Origin of the sequence: Clostridium beijerinckii HUN142 (genome assembly GCF_000621745.1) — a bacterium.
In the GTDB taxonomy this organism is placed as follows: domain Bacteria; phylum Bacillota; class Clostridia; order Clostridiales; family Clostridiaceae; genus Clostridium; species Clostridium beijerinckii_A.
Window position 1 is genome coordinate 637102 of the sequence record NZ_KK211335.1, and the last position, 17040, is coordinate 654141.

Annotated in this window: 12 protein-coding genes; 11 read left to right on the forward strand and 1 reads right to left on the reverse strand. The window is 30.8% G+C overall.

Translation table 11 applies throughout. From position 1 onward, the window contains the following. A complete protein-coding gene (gene fabF, locus T483_RS0121025; protein WP_026888603.1) occupies positions 1-1236 on the forward strand; it encodes a beta-ketoacyl-ACP synthase II in 1236 nt (411 codons plus the stop codon). Positions 1237-2103: 867 nt separating this feature from the next. On the opposite strand, the gene T483_RS0121030 is transcribed toward fabF, so the two are convergent. Then, on the reverse strand, positions 2104-2907 hold the full coding sequence (locus tag T483_RS0121030; protein ID WP_026888604.1) for a CPBP family intramembrane glutamic endopeptidase: 804 nt from the start codon (positions 2905-2907) through the stop codon (positions 2104-2106). Between the two features lie 369 nt (positions 2908-3276). Here T483_RS0121030 and T483_RS0121035 point away from each other — a divergent pair, with 369 nt between their 5' ends. The 10 genes from T483_RS0121035 to T483_RS0121085 all read left to right on the forward strand — a co-directional run bounded on the left by T483_RS0121035 (position 3277) and on the right by T483_RS0121085 (position 16970). Then, positions 3277-3777 carry an AAA family ATPase gene (locus T483_RS0121035; RefSeq protein ID WP_026888605.1) on the forward strand — a complete coding sequence of 167 codons (501 nt, stop codon included), beginning with the start codon at positions 3277-3279 and terminating at the stop codon, positions 3775-3777. A gap of 527 nt (positions 3778-4304) precedes the next feature. After that, positions 4305-5351, forward strand: a complete 1047-nt coding sequence (locus T483_RS0121045) for a CAP domain-containing protein (protein WP_026888606.1) — start codon at positions 4305-4307, stop codon at positions 5349-5351. 878 nt (positions 5352-6229) lie between these two features. Then, on the forward strand, positions 6230-7663 hold the full coding sequence (locus T483_RS0121050; protein WP_026888607.1) for a 6-phospho-beta-glucosidase: 1434 nt from the start codon (positions 6230-6232) through the stop codon (positions 7661-7663). Positions 7664-8237: 574 nt separating this feature from the next. Further along, positions 8238-10589, forward strand: a complete 2352-nt coding sequence (locus T483_RS0121055; RefSeq protein WP_026888608.1) for a PAS domain-containing sensor histidine kinase — start codon at positions 8238-8240, stop codon at positions 10587-10589. Positions 10590-10628: 39 nt separating this feature from the next. Next, positions 10629-11057, forward strand: coding sequence for an EamA family transporter (locus tag T483_RS0121060; RefSeq protein ID WP_026888609.1), 429 nt, complete (start codon positions 10629-10631; stop codon positions 11055-11057). A gap of 324 nt (positions 11058-11381) precedes the next feature. Continuing rightward, complete coding sequence (locus T483_RS0121065; RefSeq protein WP_026888610.1) at positions 11382-13058, forward strand: peptide-binding protein; 1677 nt, start codon at positions 11382-11384, stop codon at positions 13056-13058. Positions 13059-13170: 112 nt separating this feature from the next. Beyond that, positions 13171-14133 (forward strand): ABC transporter permease, encoded by a 963-nt coding sequence (locus T483_RS0121070; protein WP_026888611.1) that lies wholly within the window; start codon positions 13171-13173, stop codon positions 14131-14133. A gap of 12 nt (positions 14134-14145) precedes the next feature. After that, positions 14146-14988, forward strand: a complete 843-nt coding sequence (gene opp4C / locus T483_RS0121075; RefSeq protein ID WP_026888612.1) for an oligopeptide ABC transporter permease — start codon at positions 14146-14148, stop codon at positions 14986-14988. A 13-nt stretch (positions 14989-15001) separates the two neighbouring features. After that, positions 15002-15991 (forward strand): ABC transporter ATP-binding protein, encoded by a 990-nt coding sequence (locus T483_RS0121080; protein WP_026888613.1) that lies wholly within the window; start codon positions 15002-15004, stop codon positions 15989-15991. Beyond that, on the forward strand, positions 15984-16970 hold the full coding sequence (locus tag T483_RS0121085) for an ABC transporter ATP-binding protein (protein ID WP_026888614.1): 987 nt from the start codon (positions 15984-15986) through the stop codon (positions 16968-16970). The genes T483_RS0121080 and T483_RS0121085 overlap by 8 nt, the downstream gene beginning before the upstream one ends. Positions 16971-17040 lie beyond the last annotated feature (70 nt).

A 17040-nucleotide genomic window follows, 5' to 3' on the forward strand; every position in this document is an offset into this window, starting at 1 on the left:
ATGAGTAGAAGAGTAGTTATTACAGGGATTGGAGCAGTTACATCACTTGGAATTGGAGCAGATAAGCTTTGGAAGTCAATAAAGGCTGGAAAGTCTGGAATTAGTATGATTGAGGGAATAGATGTTTCTGATCTGCCTACTAAAGTTGCATCTCAAGTAAAAGATTTTGATCCAAGTAGCTTTGTTGATAAAAAAGAAGTTAAAAGAATGGATAGATTTGCACAATTTGCTCTAGCATCAGCTCAAATGGCTGTTGAAGATTCAGCGCTTAATTTGGAAAAAATAAATAAAGAACGTATGGGAGTAATAATTGGTAGCGGCATAGGAGGAATTGGGACTCTAGAAAGTCAGTATGATGAATTGAAAGAAAGAGGTCCTCGAAGAGTAAGTCCGTTTTTAGTACCAATGATGATAGCCAATATGGCATCAGGGCTTGTTGCTATAAAATTTGGAGCTAAAGGTTATAATGAATGTACTGTTACAGCTTGTGCAACTTCAACAAATGCAGTGGGGAATGCATTCAAAGTAATTCAAAGAAATGATGCGGATATAATGATTGCTGGTGGGGCAGAGGCTTGTGTAACGAAGCTAACCTTATCTGGTTTTTGTGCAATTAAAGCTATGACAACAAATCCTGATCCAGCTACTGCATCAAGGCCATTTGATTCAGAAAGAAATGGATTTGTACTTGGAGAAGGTTCAGGAGTGCTGATACTTGAAGAATATGAACATGCTTTAAATAGAGGGGCTAATATAATTGCCGAGATAGTTGGATATGGATGTACTAATGATGCGTTCCATATAACTGCTCCGGCTGAAGAAGGTGAGGGAGCTGCAAGATGTATGAAAATTGCACTTGAAGATGCAAAGATTATACCTTCTGATGTAGGATATATAAACGCTCATGGAACATCAACAAAAGCAAATGATAAAAATGAAACTATGGCTGTAAAATCTGTTTTTGGAAAACATGCGTATGAACTTGTCATAAGCTCAACAAAATCAATGACTGGTCATCTTTTGGGGGCGTCAGGTGCTATAGAGGCGATTATAACAGCGTGTGCACTAAAAGAAAGATTCGTACCTCCAACAATAAACTACAAAAATCAAGATCCAGATTGTGATTTAAACTATGTACCTAATGAAGGAAAGAACCTAGAATTTACTTATGCTTTGAGTAATTCTTTTGGTTTTGGAGGACACAATGCAACTTTAGTTTTGAAGGCACTTAGTTAGTAAGGTATAACTTCGGAGCTAGTTCAGTGTAAAATAGTGAAGTTTACATTACTGTATTCCAATAAGCTTAAAAGGTTGAGTATCTATATAAAATGGATATTTAGCCTTTTTATGATTGCTTATGAAAATAAGAATTTAATAATAATTTTGAAAATAATATAATCGATGAAGATGATTTGCCTGCACTTGCATATGTAAGAATTTTACTTGAGGGAATAGATGAAGAAGGAAAAATTAAATATTAGGTAAAGAAAAAGAAATAAAAGAAGATTTAATTACTAGTGTTGAAGCTCTTTCAATTTTGTGAAATTTTACAAATATATAAGATAATATGGATTGTTTTGTTGCAATATGATAATGTAGACATAAGCAAGACAACTCAAACATAATAATCTGAAAAACAAAGTTAAAGATAGATCGAGCATAATTCGAGCTGTCTTTAATTTTTTTTTTTAAAATTAGATTTAAAAACTAGATATGTTAGTGGGGTTCTTAGAATTTTAATATATAGTTTTTTGTATTGAGAAGGATTCTGTTTTGGAGGATTAGAAGATATATCTGTAAAACATAAATTTATAATGATATAGATATTCCGATAAGAGGTTTCCATTTAAGATGCGAATTAGCTAATAGAATTTAAAAACCTAAATTGTACGAGTATAAACAAAAAATAAATTGAATAAAAGCAGATGAGAAGGATGGTTTTGCCAAGAAAAGAGATGGAGAAAATATGGAATTATTCAAAAATGATGGAAAGATTAGAATGAAGTTTTGAAGAATGAAACTCCATATTATAGTCTGTGACATATAGTATGGAGTTATATTGTTTTTAAAGTAATATACTATGTTTAAACTGATTTTGGTTGGTTATATGTTTAAAGTCATTCGGTTGGAAAATTTTCTATGAGCATAAATAGCAAATATACCTAAAAAAATTAGCCCTAATAAACCCTCTCCATTAATAATCTTTACATTACCAATAATAAATCCGTAGGAAACATTATTATAAGAGTAGCCAAGAGCGGCTATGTTAATGTTATTCCACAATATATGCATTATACTTGGAAGAAGTACATTTTGTGATATTGTATAAAGGTAAGTAAAGGAGTAGTTTAATGCAAAAATAGCTGCACATTGCAAAAGCATATATGTAACTGCTTTATGTAAACCAAAATGCATATTTAGAATAAATGCTGCGGGAATATAGTATAATGACCAAATAATACCCATTATGAAATTGGTTCTTTTAATACTGTATTTATTTAGGAGTCTAGGTAGAAGGTAACCTCTCCAGCCATACTCCTCAAATAATCCAGCTATAAAAAGTGTTAAAGAGATCAAAGTAATCTTTATAGCGTCGAGAAATATGTACGATATATTTTCTGATAATACACCTTGTTTAGTTAAATATGCAGATGACCCGCATAGAAAGATCACAATTAATGGAAATGCAATAGCGAAAATTAAGCCCTTCAATGTGATTTTGTAAGTAAAGGGATTTAGTAATACTTTTAATGACCTTGATTCCATCAATATCGAAATTATAGCAGCGAAAGCTGGAATAACCATTATAATAGTTAAGGCTCCAATAAAACCTTTCGGTAAAAGTATTATACTTATAAAGTAAGTTAATAAAAAAGTGATTGATAGGAATATTTTTTCGTATTTCATTTTTAAGCTCCTTTTAAAAAACATAATTGTTTTAGTTCTTCGATATAATTATATTTTGTTTCGTAAAATAAATAACTTTGATTAATTATTATATCATATAGTTTAGAATATTATGTGGCAATGCTGGAATATTATATGAAAAACATTAAATGTTGCATTAGAAACTATATTTTTTGAGTTTTATTATAAGGAGCAAAAATTTTTTATATCCAATGCACTAATTATTATTATTGAATATATATGATAAAAAGGGTATCCTTAACAATTAAGTGGATAGTGTTATTATAAATATGGGACTATAAAAGAAGCTATTCTAAAGATGTATCATATTAGTTCGTGTGAATTGGACATTATAAAAAGGAGAGAGCTATGAAGAAAAAAATGATAATAATAAATGGAACTATGGGGGTTGGAAAAAGTGCAACCTGTAGAGAGTTAAATAAAAAGTTGAAAAATTCAGTATGGCTTGATGGGGATTGGTGCTGGATGATAAATCCATTCGTGGTTAATGATGAAAATAATAAAATGGTTATAAATAATATAAATTATTTACTGAGAAGCTTTCTTACTAATTCATCATTAGAATATATTATTTTTAATTGGGTTATACATATGGAAGATATTTTTGACGATATATTAGAACCGCTAAATGATTTGAATTTTGAGATTATCAAGATAACTTTAATTTGTGATGAAGATGCTCTAAAGAAGAGAATTTTAGGAGATGTAAAGCTAAAGTTAAGGGATGAAGAGTGCGTAAGAAGAAGTGTTGAACGTCTTGATTTATATAAAGAAATGTCAACTAAAAAGATTGATACAAGCAACATTTCTGTATTGGAAACTGTAGATAAAATAATAAAAATTATTTAAAAATAAATCTTATTTATTTTTAATGATATGGAATATATTTAGAGAAAAAAATGTATATTGTGTAGATACCCCATTAACTAATACTTAACTTTCTTATATTAATATTTTATAGGTGGATTATCCACCTATATTTTTTTGTAAAACTATAAAATTTAAATATAGATAAATAATGTTAAAATTATTATAACAATTATGAATAAAATGTAAAAAACAAGGTTTTTGATTGGTGACATTTTTAATAATACTATGATATTTTAAAAAAATATATAGGGGGGAGTCCTTTGCAGAGTCAGGGTTTAGCGCATATAAGGGCGGACGATAGAGTAAAAATAAGCAAAACAGAGAAAGTTACAGCTATTTTCTTTTCAAAGAGAATCCCTAAGGAAAAACGTGTTGAATAATGTCGAAAAGATGATAGTATTAAGGCATGGACTTCGTTGAAAGAGTAAACAAGTAAAGCAATTAATAAAGAAAATGTTTACTTTAAAAATTCAGAAGACAAATAAAAAAACAAAGGAGAAAAACTAATGAAGAAAGCTTTTTTAAGAAAGATAGTGACGGCTGTTATTGCTGCTACAACAATGACTAGTATTGCACCATTAGGAGTATCTGCAGCGACTACTAATTCAATGTTTAACAATTATTACAATGTATTCTCTAATGGAGGATTACAAACTGGTTGGGTTAATAACAATGGTCAATGGTCATACTTTGATAATGGTGGAGTAATGCAAACTGGTGTTATTAAAGTTAATGGTAAGACTTATTGCCTAAATCAGAATGGTATAATGGAGATTGGAAAGGTTTTAGTAAACAATAGAATATATACAACTTCTCAAGGTGGACAAGTTATAGGGATTAAAGCTCCATCAAGTGATAAGGTATTCGATTCTGGAAATAACGTAGTACAAGATAATAATAAAACATCTACAGTAAAACCTTCAAATACGACAAGTACAACTTGCCCTACAACAGGAGGTACAACTGGAACTGTAACAACAACTAAACCCGCAACAGGAAGTACAACTGGTACTGTAACAACAAAACCTACAACAGGAAACACAAATAGTACTGGTACTACAACAACTGGAAATACAACAAATTCAGGAAGTACAGCTAATACTTCTACAAGTACAAGCTCGCTAGATGTTCAGGGGTTGCCTAAGTTACCTGCTAATTATTCTGTAACTGTACAAGCTGCTGCTGAACAAAAGATTCTTGAATTAATGAATGCAAAGAGAACAGAAGCTGGTTTAAAACCGTTAACATTAGATAATACTTTATTACAAGTAGCTAGATATAAGAGTAATGATATGATCCAAAATAATTTCTTCGACCATACAAATCCAGATGGAACAAAGTGGACAAATTGGTTGCAAGCAGTAGGTTATAGATACACTACAGCAGGTGAAAATATAGCATACAACACATATGATGCTGTTGAATTATTTACCCAATGGTGGAACTCACCAGGTCATAGAGCAAACATGATGAATTCTTCATATACTAAAGTTGGTGTAGGAGTTCTTTATGGAAATGGTAAATACATGGGAACACAAGAATTCTCAAACTAGTAAGCTATAATAATTACATGTGGCTTATCGAAATAAAGGACAATTATTTTTATGAAAGTCCTTTATTTCTAGTTTTTGATATTTGGTTTAATCATAAGCTTAATTTAATTATATATAATCAATAGAATTGAACTGAGGAGAGTATACTCTAAAAGGTAATGTCTAAAAGACTGTGCCGTTTAGGGTATACTTTTCGTCTTATATTTTCAAATCGTGGCAATATCGTTATAGTTCTACTTTTTTTAGAATGGGTAATCATGATGGCCTTATCATTAGATAAGTATTTTATAGATAAACAACATGTAAATTAGACTTATGCTACAATTCCTAATAAAGATATGAACTTAAAGCTTTAGCAAATTTGTAAATATGTTCATTTAATAAGTTAAAACTTTAAGTTGGATCTCTATAATGATTATTATAGACTATACTGAATTATATTACAGATAAGCATAGAGAAATTGCTAATCTATTTTTTGGAGTGGAATTAGTACATATGTATATAATTTTAGGTTATGCTTATTATAGAATGAAATTATAATTCTATAATAAGCATAATGGAAAAGTATGATCTTTGTATGTACTATCGAAGGAATTTTAGCATAATACTTGAATAGATTTTTCCGCTTGTGTAGGCAAATTTATTTGAGGTGCTCCGAGAGATTTAAATATGTATTATATAATTAAGGAGTATCACTAAATTTTTATAATTGTTAGTTTTATTTAATATATAAACATTAATATATATGTTGTGATAGTGAATTTGTATTTAGAATTCTGATAAAATAAGCATCAAAATAGGATTGGAATATAAAAACTCAATTACAATGTATATATTAAAAAATATTTTTATATTGTAAATGTCAGGAGGAAATTTTATGGCTTTTAGTAAAGATTTTTTGTGGGGCGGTGCTGTTGCAGCTCACCAAGTTGAAGGTGGTTGGAATGAAGGCGGAAAAGGTCAAAGTGTTGCAGATGTTATGACTGCAGGAGCCCATGGAGTACCAAGAAGGATAACAGATGGAGTAATTAAAGGAGAAAATTATCCTAACCATGAAGCTATTGATTTTTATGGACATTATAAAGAAGATATTGCACTCTTCGCGGAAATGGGTTTCAAATGCTTTAGAACGAGTATTGCGTGGACGAGAATTTTTCCTGAAGGTGATGAATTTGAGCCTAATGAAGAGGGATTGGAATTTTATGACAGTGTATTTGATGAATTATTAAAATATGGAATTCAGCCTGTTATTACGTTAAGCCACTTTGAAATGCCTTATCATTTGGCTAGGAAATATGGAGGATGGAGTAATCGCAAAGTTGTTGAATTTTTTGTACGCTATGCAACTACTGTAATGGAGCGCTATAAGAACAAAGTTAAGTATTGGATGACTTTTAATGAAATTAATAATCAGAAAAATACTGTGAATTCTATATTCGCATGGACTTGTTCAGGAATACAGTTTAAAGAAGGTGAAAATAGAGAAGAGGTAATGTATCAAGCTGTGCATCATGAATTAGTTGCGAGTGCATTAGTAGTTAAAAAGGGGCATGAAATAAATCCGGACTTTCAAATTGGATGTATGTGTTCGTTTGTTCCTATATATCCTTTCTCTTGTAATCCAGATGATATGATGCTTCAAGTTGAATCGATGCATGATCGTTACTTTTTTGCTGATGTACACTGTAGAGGTCATTATCCTTCATATGCACTAAAAGAATGGAGCAGAAAAGGATATGATATCAAGATGGAGCTAGAAGATGCTAAAATTTTAGCTGAAGGAACTGTAGATTATTTAGGGTTTAGTTATTATATGTCTGATGTGGTTAAATCAGGGATAAGTGAAGTTAATAAGGATTCAGTAACCGGAGGGTCAAGTGCGAGTGTTAGGAACACATATGTAAAAGCTTCAGATTGGGGATGGCAAATTGATCCTGTTGGTTTAAGATATTCTTTAAATTTATTATATGAAAGATATGAACTTCCTTTATTTATAGTAGAAAATGGATTTGGTGCTATTGATGTTAAGGATGCAGATGGTTCATGTGATGATAATTATAGAATAGATTATTTAAGAGCACACATAAAAGAAATGAAAAAATCCATTGAGTTAGATGGTGTTGATTTACTCGGATATACTCCGTGGGGATGTATTGATTGTATTTCATTTACTACAGGAGAAATGAAAAAGCGTTATGGATTTATATATGTGGATAAAGATAATGAAGGAAATGGAACATTAGAAAGATCCAAAAAGAAATCATTTGATTGGTATAAGAAAGTAATTTCATCTAATGGAGAGGACGTTTAAATAATATACACAGGTAGAAGGGCAAAGTTTAAAAAATACGTATGGGTACTTTTTAGAGTAAACAGTTATAATAGAGACAATATTGGAATAAAGCAACTGCATTAAATATCACTTGCTATAGCAGAATGGTAGTGAATAGATAGATATGATTTGCGTAGTTGCAATAGGTGCTTTTACAGCATCAATTATCTCAAGTGAAAAAATTAAAACGTAATTAATTACTAATTATTGGGATTGCGTTAATAGGTGAAAATATAAGCGCGCATGTAATTACATTTATTATGTGACTTAAGCAAAATATTTTTATGATTTATATTAATAATCCATAGATTATATCCTTTATAAACTTCCTATAATAAGAGTTTGAAAAATATAAATGAATTAGGAGGATTTATTTTACTGAGAATGTAAAACTATTCCTAGAATGAAATGGAATTAAAGAATAAAGTATAAAAATTCAAAATAATTTGAATTAAATGAATCTAGGAGTAGAAATAATCAAGATACTGTGGTAAAATATTACTTATTTTGTTGCATATGCTAATGATAATGAAAAACTTAGGAGGAGACTATTATGGAAGATAGAAGATACCTTGAGCGCATAGAAGAGGTTTCTTATATATTATTAAAAAATCATAAAGTTTTTGAGGTGAGTCAACAGTTTGTAGAAATGACGGAATATACAGCTGCTGACTTGCTTGGAAAAAGTATCAAAGAAATATTTGAAATTCTACGAGTCGGCCCAAGCGTTGATATAAAAAGCATCGCTGAAAAGGTCGACTATTTTTTATTTACTAAATCTCTTGAATTTAGATCAATTTCAATGAAAATAGTTAAGGAAAAAGATACTCAGTTATTTATTATTAGAGAAAAACAAAATTCAAGACTTGAAGTTAAACATACATATTTATCAGAATTATGTAAGTCAAACTTTGTGGGAGTAGCGGTTTATAGTGTTCCTGATATGATACTTATGAAAGCGAATCAGGAGTATTTAGATTTTTTGGAACCTCCATTTAATCAATCATATTACAGTATAGGAAAAAGTATAGAGAAGATTATATTAGGATGGAGTGGAAGTAAAGTAGAAAAATTTTGGAGGGAAGCTGTACTTACAGGAAAAGCAGTTCAAGTAAAAGAATATGAACATATTGGATATGAAAGAGGAATTACATATTGGGATTCCATAATTATTCCAGTTGCAGAAGGTGAAAGTATAAAATATGTGGTAAGCAATACAACTGAGGTTACTGAGAAGGTACTTAACAGAGAAAAAATTAAAGAACAAATGGATGCTATTAACTTTCAAAATAAAGAAATGGAGGCTATATTTGAAAGTATTCCAAATGGAGTATTCGTTAAATCAAAAGAAGGAGATATACTTCAGCAAAATGAAATATCGAGAAAGTTGATGGAACAATCTAATGATGTAAAGACTTTAAGTGGAAAATATAGCGAAGCTAAATATTTTAATGAAGTAGGTAAAGAAATTGATATTGAAGATATGCCATCATTTCGCGCTTTAAAGGGTGAGAGAATTAAAAATCAACGTATTACAGTTTTAGCTAACGGTAAAGAAAATATTTTAGCTATGAGTTCATCACCTATTTATGATAAAGAAAATACTGTTCTAATGTCTGTTACCGCTTTTGATGATATTACAAAACTTGTAAGTAATGAGAAAAAAATTAGAAATAATAGAGAGCAATTAAAAGCAATTATTGATAATATGTCTGATGGAGTAGTGGTTATAGAAAAATGTGGTAAGTTGGTTATGCTTAATAAATCAGCAGAGAAACATTTTAATGTTATAAAAATAATTGAAGGAAGAAATAAAGCTAATCGTGAAATAAAATATTTTGATGTTGATATGAAAGAATTGAATGAATATAGTCTCCCATCAAATAGAATTTTAAGGGGAGAAATAATTACTGAATATAGAATAATTATAAAGAAATATAGTCAAAATATATATATGTGCATAAGTGGTAATCCTGTATATGATGATGACGGTAATTTCCTATTTGGAATGATGTGTATGAAAGATGTAACGGAAAAAGTTAAACACGAAAAAGTTATAAAAGCTCAACAAGATTCGGTTTTGCAGGCGGAACTTGAAAGAAATGAAGCATTAGAAAAAACAATAGCTATGAAGGATGAATTTCTTTCTATAATATCGCATGAATTTAGAACTCCATTAAATGTCATTAATTCAGCCGTACAAGCTATGGAGTATATTTGTATTAATGAGTTATCGAATAATACTAAAAAATACTTGGGAATGATAAAACTTAATACATTTAGACAGTTAAGGTTGGTTAATAATATTCTTGATATAACTAGTTCAAATTTGAAGAGCATAACAATCAATAAGAAAAATATAGATATTGTTTTTTTTATAGAGGCGATTGTTAAATCTGTAAAGTCATACGCTCTGCAAAAAGAAATTGAATTGGTACTAGAAACATCATATAAAGAATTCGTGGTAGCTATTGATAATGAAAAATTTGAAAGGATACTTTTGAATCTTCTCTCTAATGCTATTAAATTTACTTCTGATAATAAGAAAATAATTGTAAGGTTTAACGCTTTAAAAGAAAAAATATCTATAGAAGTAAGCGATGAAGGTATAGGAATTTCAAGTGATAAAATAGATACAATTTTTGAGCAGTTTGGTCAAGTAGATAGTTCTTTATCTCGCCAAGTAGAGGGGACAGGATTAGGATTATCATTAGTAAAGAAATTTGTTGAGGAGTTAGGTGGGGAAATTTTTGTCCGTAGTAAAGTGGATAAAGGAAGCACTTTCATAGTAATGCTGCCAAATGAAAAGGTTGCCGAAGCATATGACTATAGATCGTCCAGAGAGTTTTTTTATAATCATATTTTAGAAGCGACTAGGGTGGAATTTTCTGATATATATCTATGAGTATAGAAGAATTGCAGTAAAATTAATGGAGGATATTTTATGTTTATGTATGCATTTTCTATTATAATTGTTGTTGCATCAAATATGATTTATCATATTTGTGCAAAATCAGTTCCGGAGAAGGCTAACCCTTTCTCTTCTTTGTTCATTACTTATTTAACTGGAGTAATTGTAGCTGCTATAGCATTTAGATTTTATAAATCAGATAAAGGATTTTTTGAATCTTTTGATGATCTAAATTGGGCTAGTATATTACTTGGGTTTGCTATTGTTGGTCTTGAGTTTGGATATATAATGGTATATAGATCAGGCTGGGATATAAGTATAGGATCTTTAGTATCTAATATTCTTCTTGCACTTATACTCATTCCAGTAGGTATAATTTTTTATAAGGAAGGCTTTAATATAAATAAATTAATAGGAATAATATTATGCATTCTTGGATTAATATTTATAAATAAAAAGTAAAAATCAATCACTACAATTTTGTGGTGATTGATTTTTTGTTTAAAAGTTAAAAAGCTCTCACAATATTAACTGTTTAATATTGGTATAACTTAAGAAGATTTAATTGTAGTGCTTAATTATCTTAAGACTCATAAATATATTTTGTATATTTAATCAAAATTTTAATATACGAAGGTTATAATTTAAAAAAAGTAATCATATTAAAATACTATGAATTGAAATTTGAAAAATATATTCTTAGAATTTGCCTTGGAAAGTATTTTGATAAAATCAATACTTTACGTTATATGAATCGAGATCAAGTTATGAAAGAGAGGAATATTTATGTTTCGAAGAAAAAATAAAATATTAGCTGGAATGTTTTCAATGATATTATCTATATTGCTATTAAATGGTTGTGGAAGTACATCTGCAGAAATACCAACTAATTCATCAGCCAATAATCAATCATCAAGTGGTGAATCTGTATTAAGATACGCTGTGGAATCTTCTCCTAAAGGTTTGTTTAGCCCATTATTATCAAATACAACGTATGATAATAACGTAAATAGCTTGATATATTCACCATTGGTTTCATTAGATGAGAATAATGATTTTAAGCCGGGGCTTGCAGAGAAATATGAGTTTTCAGGTGATAATCTTACTGTGACATTTAATTTAAGAAAAGATGTAAAATGGCATGATGGGGAGGACTTCACAGCAGATGATGTTGCGTTTACATTCACTAGTATGGCTAATCCAAAGTACACAGGATCAAGATTCGATGAAATTTCAAAAATAGTTGGTGCGCAGGATTATCATGACGGTAAAGCAGATTCTATAAGTGGAATTAAGGTTATTGACAAATATACCATAAGCTTTACATATTCTAAAGTTTATGCACCCGCATTATCGAATTTTTCACAGCGTGGAATCATTCCGAAGCACATTTGGAGTAAAGTAAATGTTGCTGATTGGGATAAACAAAGTGATTTACTTAACAAGCCTATAGGCACTGGTCCATATAAACTTATAGACTTTAAACCAGATCAATATGTTGAATTAGCTAAAAATGATAATTACTTTGGAGGAACACCAAAAATAGATAAATTTATTTTCAAGGTTACTAATACAGAAACAGAGCTTTCAGAGCTGGCAAAAGGGGATCTTGATATTGTTGAACTTTCAAGCACAAAAGAAGAAGATTTGAAGATGTTACAAAATGCAGGTATAAAAATAGAGGAGAAGCCAAGTGCAAATTATCAATTTATGACTATGAATAGTAATAGAGATTTCTTTAAAGATAAAAGAGTACGTCAAGCAATCACTTATGCTATAAACAGAAAAGGTATAGTTGATAGTTTGTTAGGTGAACATGGACAAGTAATAAATGCACCTATATCACTAGCTGGATGGGCTTATCCTCAATCTGGACTTAACACCTATGATTATAATGCAGATAAGGCCAAAGAATTACTAAAAGAAGCTGGCTGGATTGAAAATAATGGAGTTCTTGAAAAGGATGGTAAGAAATTTGAAGTGGATTTAATGGTTCCGACAGGAAATAAGGTTCGTGAGCAAAGTGCTCCGATTATTCAGCAAAATTTAAAGGATGTAGGTATTATGGTAAATATCAGCACAATGGATGTTGCGTCTGCTATGGCAAAAACTAAGGGACAAGGAGATTATGACATGGGATTATTAGGATTTACCTTAGAAGTTGATCCAGGTGATGCCGATCGTTATTGGTCTTCAAGTATTGCAAATAATTCTCAGTTCAATTTTTCGAATTTTATAAATACTAAAAGTGATGAATTTATAGAAAAGGCTGCAACTACTATTGATCGTAATGAACGTAAAGAAGTCTATGCAAAATGGGGACAACTATTGAATGATGAAGCACCATATGTATTTTTATATTCACAAAATGCTATTCGTGCTCATAATTCTAAGCTACAGGGATATAAATATTCAGCATATTCCGTATTTCCGGATATTCAAAACTGGACAATTTCAAAATAAGATGCTATTTCAATAGAAATAGAGAAGCCACGAACTAAAGTCAAGAATTTAATGTATCGGTTAAGACAGCAGTTTTAATCGATACAATTTTTTACAGAAGGGAGTTGATTATTTGAGAAAATATGTATTTAGGCGATTAATACAGACAATCCCTGTATTGATTGGAATTTCTATAATTGTTTTTATACTTGTAAAGCTACAGCCAGGAGATCCGTTTTCATCTATGATGGATCCTAATCTTTCGCAAGAGATGAAAGAAAAAATGTTGGAACAATTGGGATATAATGATCCTATATTAATTCAATACTTTAAATGGTTAATGCAAGCGTTACAAGGGAACCTCGGATATTCTATTCAATTTAAGCAGCCCGTTATGAGTGTTATAGGCAGTCGTCTCGGTAATACAGTTATCTTATCTATATGTTCAATGATTCTCAGTATTTTGATAGCAATCCCATGTGGGGTTATAAGCGCTACAAAACAGTTTACTAAAATTGACTACATTGTCACAATATTTGCGTTTATAGGATTATCTATTCCATCCTTTTTCTTTGGTATGATTTTGATTAAAGTGTTTTCTGTAAATCTGGGATGGCTCCCTATATCAGGGATGGTGACTACAGGTGTTAATTTAACTGGTTTGGCATTCGTAATAGATGTTGCAAAGCATATGTTATTACCAATGATAGTTCTTGCACTAATGAATACGGCTAGTTTAATGCGTTATACGCGTTCTGATATGATTGAAATTTTAAAAACAGATTATATACGTACAGCGCGTTCAAAAGGAGTTAGGAATAGGAATGTTATATACAAGCATGCCTTAAAGAATGAACTACTGACTTTAATTACAGTAGTAACTATGCAGATACCATCATTGTTATCAGGGGCTCTTCTTACAGAGACGATTTTTGTTTGGCCAGGGATTGGAAGGCTGAACTACAATGCTGTTATTAGTAGGGATTATCCACTTATTATGGGAATAGTTATGATGGTTGCAATAATAAGTTTACTTACGAATTTATTGGCAGATATACTTTATGCAGCTGTAGATAAACGTATAGAATTTGATTAAGGGAGGGAAAGTGTGTTAAAACATGTAATTTTAACGAGGTTTCTAAAGAATAAGCTGGCCGCAATTGGCTTTTGTCTTTTAAGTATATTTGTATTAGCAGCGATTTTTGCACCCTTTTTGTCAAGTTATGGGAGAGACTCTATAGATTTAATGAATATAGAAAGTCAACCAAGTTTAAGGCATTTATTTGGAACAGATGAACTTGGAAGAGATGTATTTACTAGATTATTATATGGTGGACGTATTTCATTGGGGATTGCTGTAAGTGCGACTGCTTTGCAGATGATAATAGGAGTTACGCTAGGTTGCATCAGCGGATTTTATGGAGGATGGATTGATAATGCAATCATGCGTATAGTCGATACAATTATGTGCTTTCCTTTCTTTGTGATAGCAATCACAGTTGCCGCATTAGCTGGACCTAGTGTTTGGAATGTTATTTTTATTATAGGTCTTTTACAATGGACGGGAGTTGCTAGAATTGTAAGAGCTGAAATTCTTTCTCTTAAACAAAGCGAATTTATTGAAGCTGCACGAGCTATGGGTCTTAACGGTTTTGAAATTATTATTAATCATTTGTTACCAAATACATTATCACCTGTTATAGTGAATGCTACGTTAGCTGTTGCACAAGGGATTTTAATGGAAGCTGGCTTAAGCTTCTTAGGATTAGGAGTAAAACAACCTGAGCCAAGCTGGGGGAATATATTATCAGCAGCTCAAAGTATGCGTGTATTGCAATACGAGTGGTGGCTTTGGATTCCAGCAGGGGTATTGGTGTTTTTATCAGTTCTATCAATTAATTTTGTAGGGGATGGACTGAGGGATTCTCTTGATCCCAAAATGAATATATAGGAGGGGCGCGAGTATGGATAAACAAATTCTCCGTATTAATAATCTATCTGTTAGTTTTGGGGAAGGGAAATGCAAAGTAATAGCTGTAGATGATGTGAGTTTTGCTATTGAAAAGGGCAGGATACTGGGGATTATTGGGGAATCTGGTTGTGGCAAGAGTACTTTAGCTTTATCTATCATAGGATTGCTTCCAGATAAGATAAGTAAGATTGAAAAGGGAGAAATATTATTTAATGGAAATGATTTAAGTAAGTTTACAGAAAAACAATTCGAATATCTTCGTGGAAATGAAATCTCTATGATATTTCAAGAACCAATGACTTCACTAAATCCAGTATTTAAAATAGGAAGGCAAATAGCAGAGCCACTAAAGATACATAAACGCTTGAAAGGGAGAGCTCTTAAGGATAAGGTAATTGAGATTCTTAGAACAGTCCATATTCCAAATCCAGAAAAAGTTTATAATTCTTATCCACACAACTTGAGCGGAGGGATGCGTCAGAGAGTAATGATTGCAATGGCTCTAGGCTGTGAACCAGAAGTATTAATTGCAGATGAGCCTACAACAGCGCTAGATGTCACTATTCAGGCCCAAATTTTATTTCTGTTAAAAGAATTAAATAATAAAGCTAAAACATCTATTTTATTTATTACTCATGATTTATCAGTAGTTGCTGAAGTCTGCGATGAAGTTATGGTATTGTACGGAGGAAAGGTGGTTGAGCAAAGTAATGTATATGAGTTATTCGATAATGCTAAACATCCGTATACTCTTGGGCTATTGGAATCACAACCGCATAGAGGTGAAAGCGGAAAGCCTCTAAAAAGTATTGAAGGAATAGTACCATCTTTATCAGATATGCCTGAAGGGTGTCGTTTTAACAATAGATGTCATAAAAAGTTTTGCATAAAATGTGAAGATGAAATTCCACCATTATTCAATATTAAAGATAATCATAAAGTAGCATGCTGGTTATACGAGGAGGGAAAGGATTTTGATTGACACGATTTTAGAAGTAGATCGGATTAGAAAGAAATATGTAATTGAAAAAAGCTTTTTGGGAAGAGAAAAGATTGTTTTAGATGCAGTAAATGATATTTCATTCTCAATAAAAAAGGGAGAAAGTTTTGCATTGGTAGGAGAATCGGGATGTGGAAAGTCTACAACAGCCAGAACTATTTTAAAATTAATAGATGCTGATGGTGGTAGAGTAATATTTGAAGATAAGACTTTATTTGATGTGGAAAATAAGAAATCAATTAGTAACAAGGAAATGTGTAGATTAAGAAAAGATATGCAGATTATTTTTCAAGATCCATTTGCTAGTTTAGATAAAAGAATGAAAGTTGGACAAATTATAGCAGAAGGAATTAAGAAGCATAGATTGATAAATGGGAAAGATGCATTTAATATAGCAGAAGAATACTTAAGGATTTGTGGTATGGATAAAGAATCTATAAATCGATATCCTCATGAATTTAGTGGTGGTCAACGTCAACGAATAGGAATTGCTAGAGCTTTGGCTGTTCAGCCTAAATTTGTGGTTGCAGATGAACCAGTGGCTGCATTAGACGTTTCGATTCAAGCACAGATTATAAATTTGCTGAATGAATTAAAAACACGATATCTACTAACTTTTCTGTTTATATCTCATGACTTAGGCGTTGTAAAATACTTCTGTGATAGAATTGCAGTTATGTATTTAGGGAACATTGTTGAGTTAGCTGAAAAAAAAGATTTATTTGATAATCCGATGCATCCATATACAAAAATGTTACTTGAATCTATGCCGGTTAGTCATCCAAAATTGCGAAAGCAGAGGCTTAGTCTAAAAGAATCAGAGATAACATTGCAAGATAGAGAAAATGGGTGTAAATTTTGTAATCGCTGCGTATATGCATATGAGAGATGCAAAAATGAAATTCCTGTCTTTAAAGAAATTGAAGGTGAGCATTTTGTTGCATGTCATTTATATGATTAATTTGTAATCTTAATACATTAATCCGCCTATTTCGTATAATATTACATCATTTAAAATAGAGGAATATTAA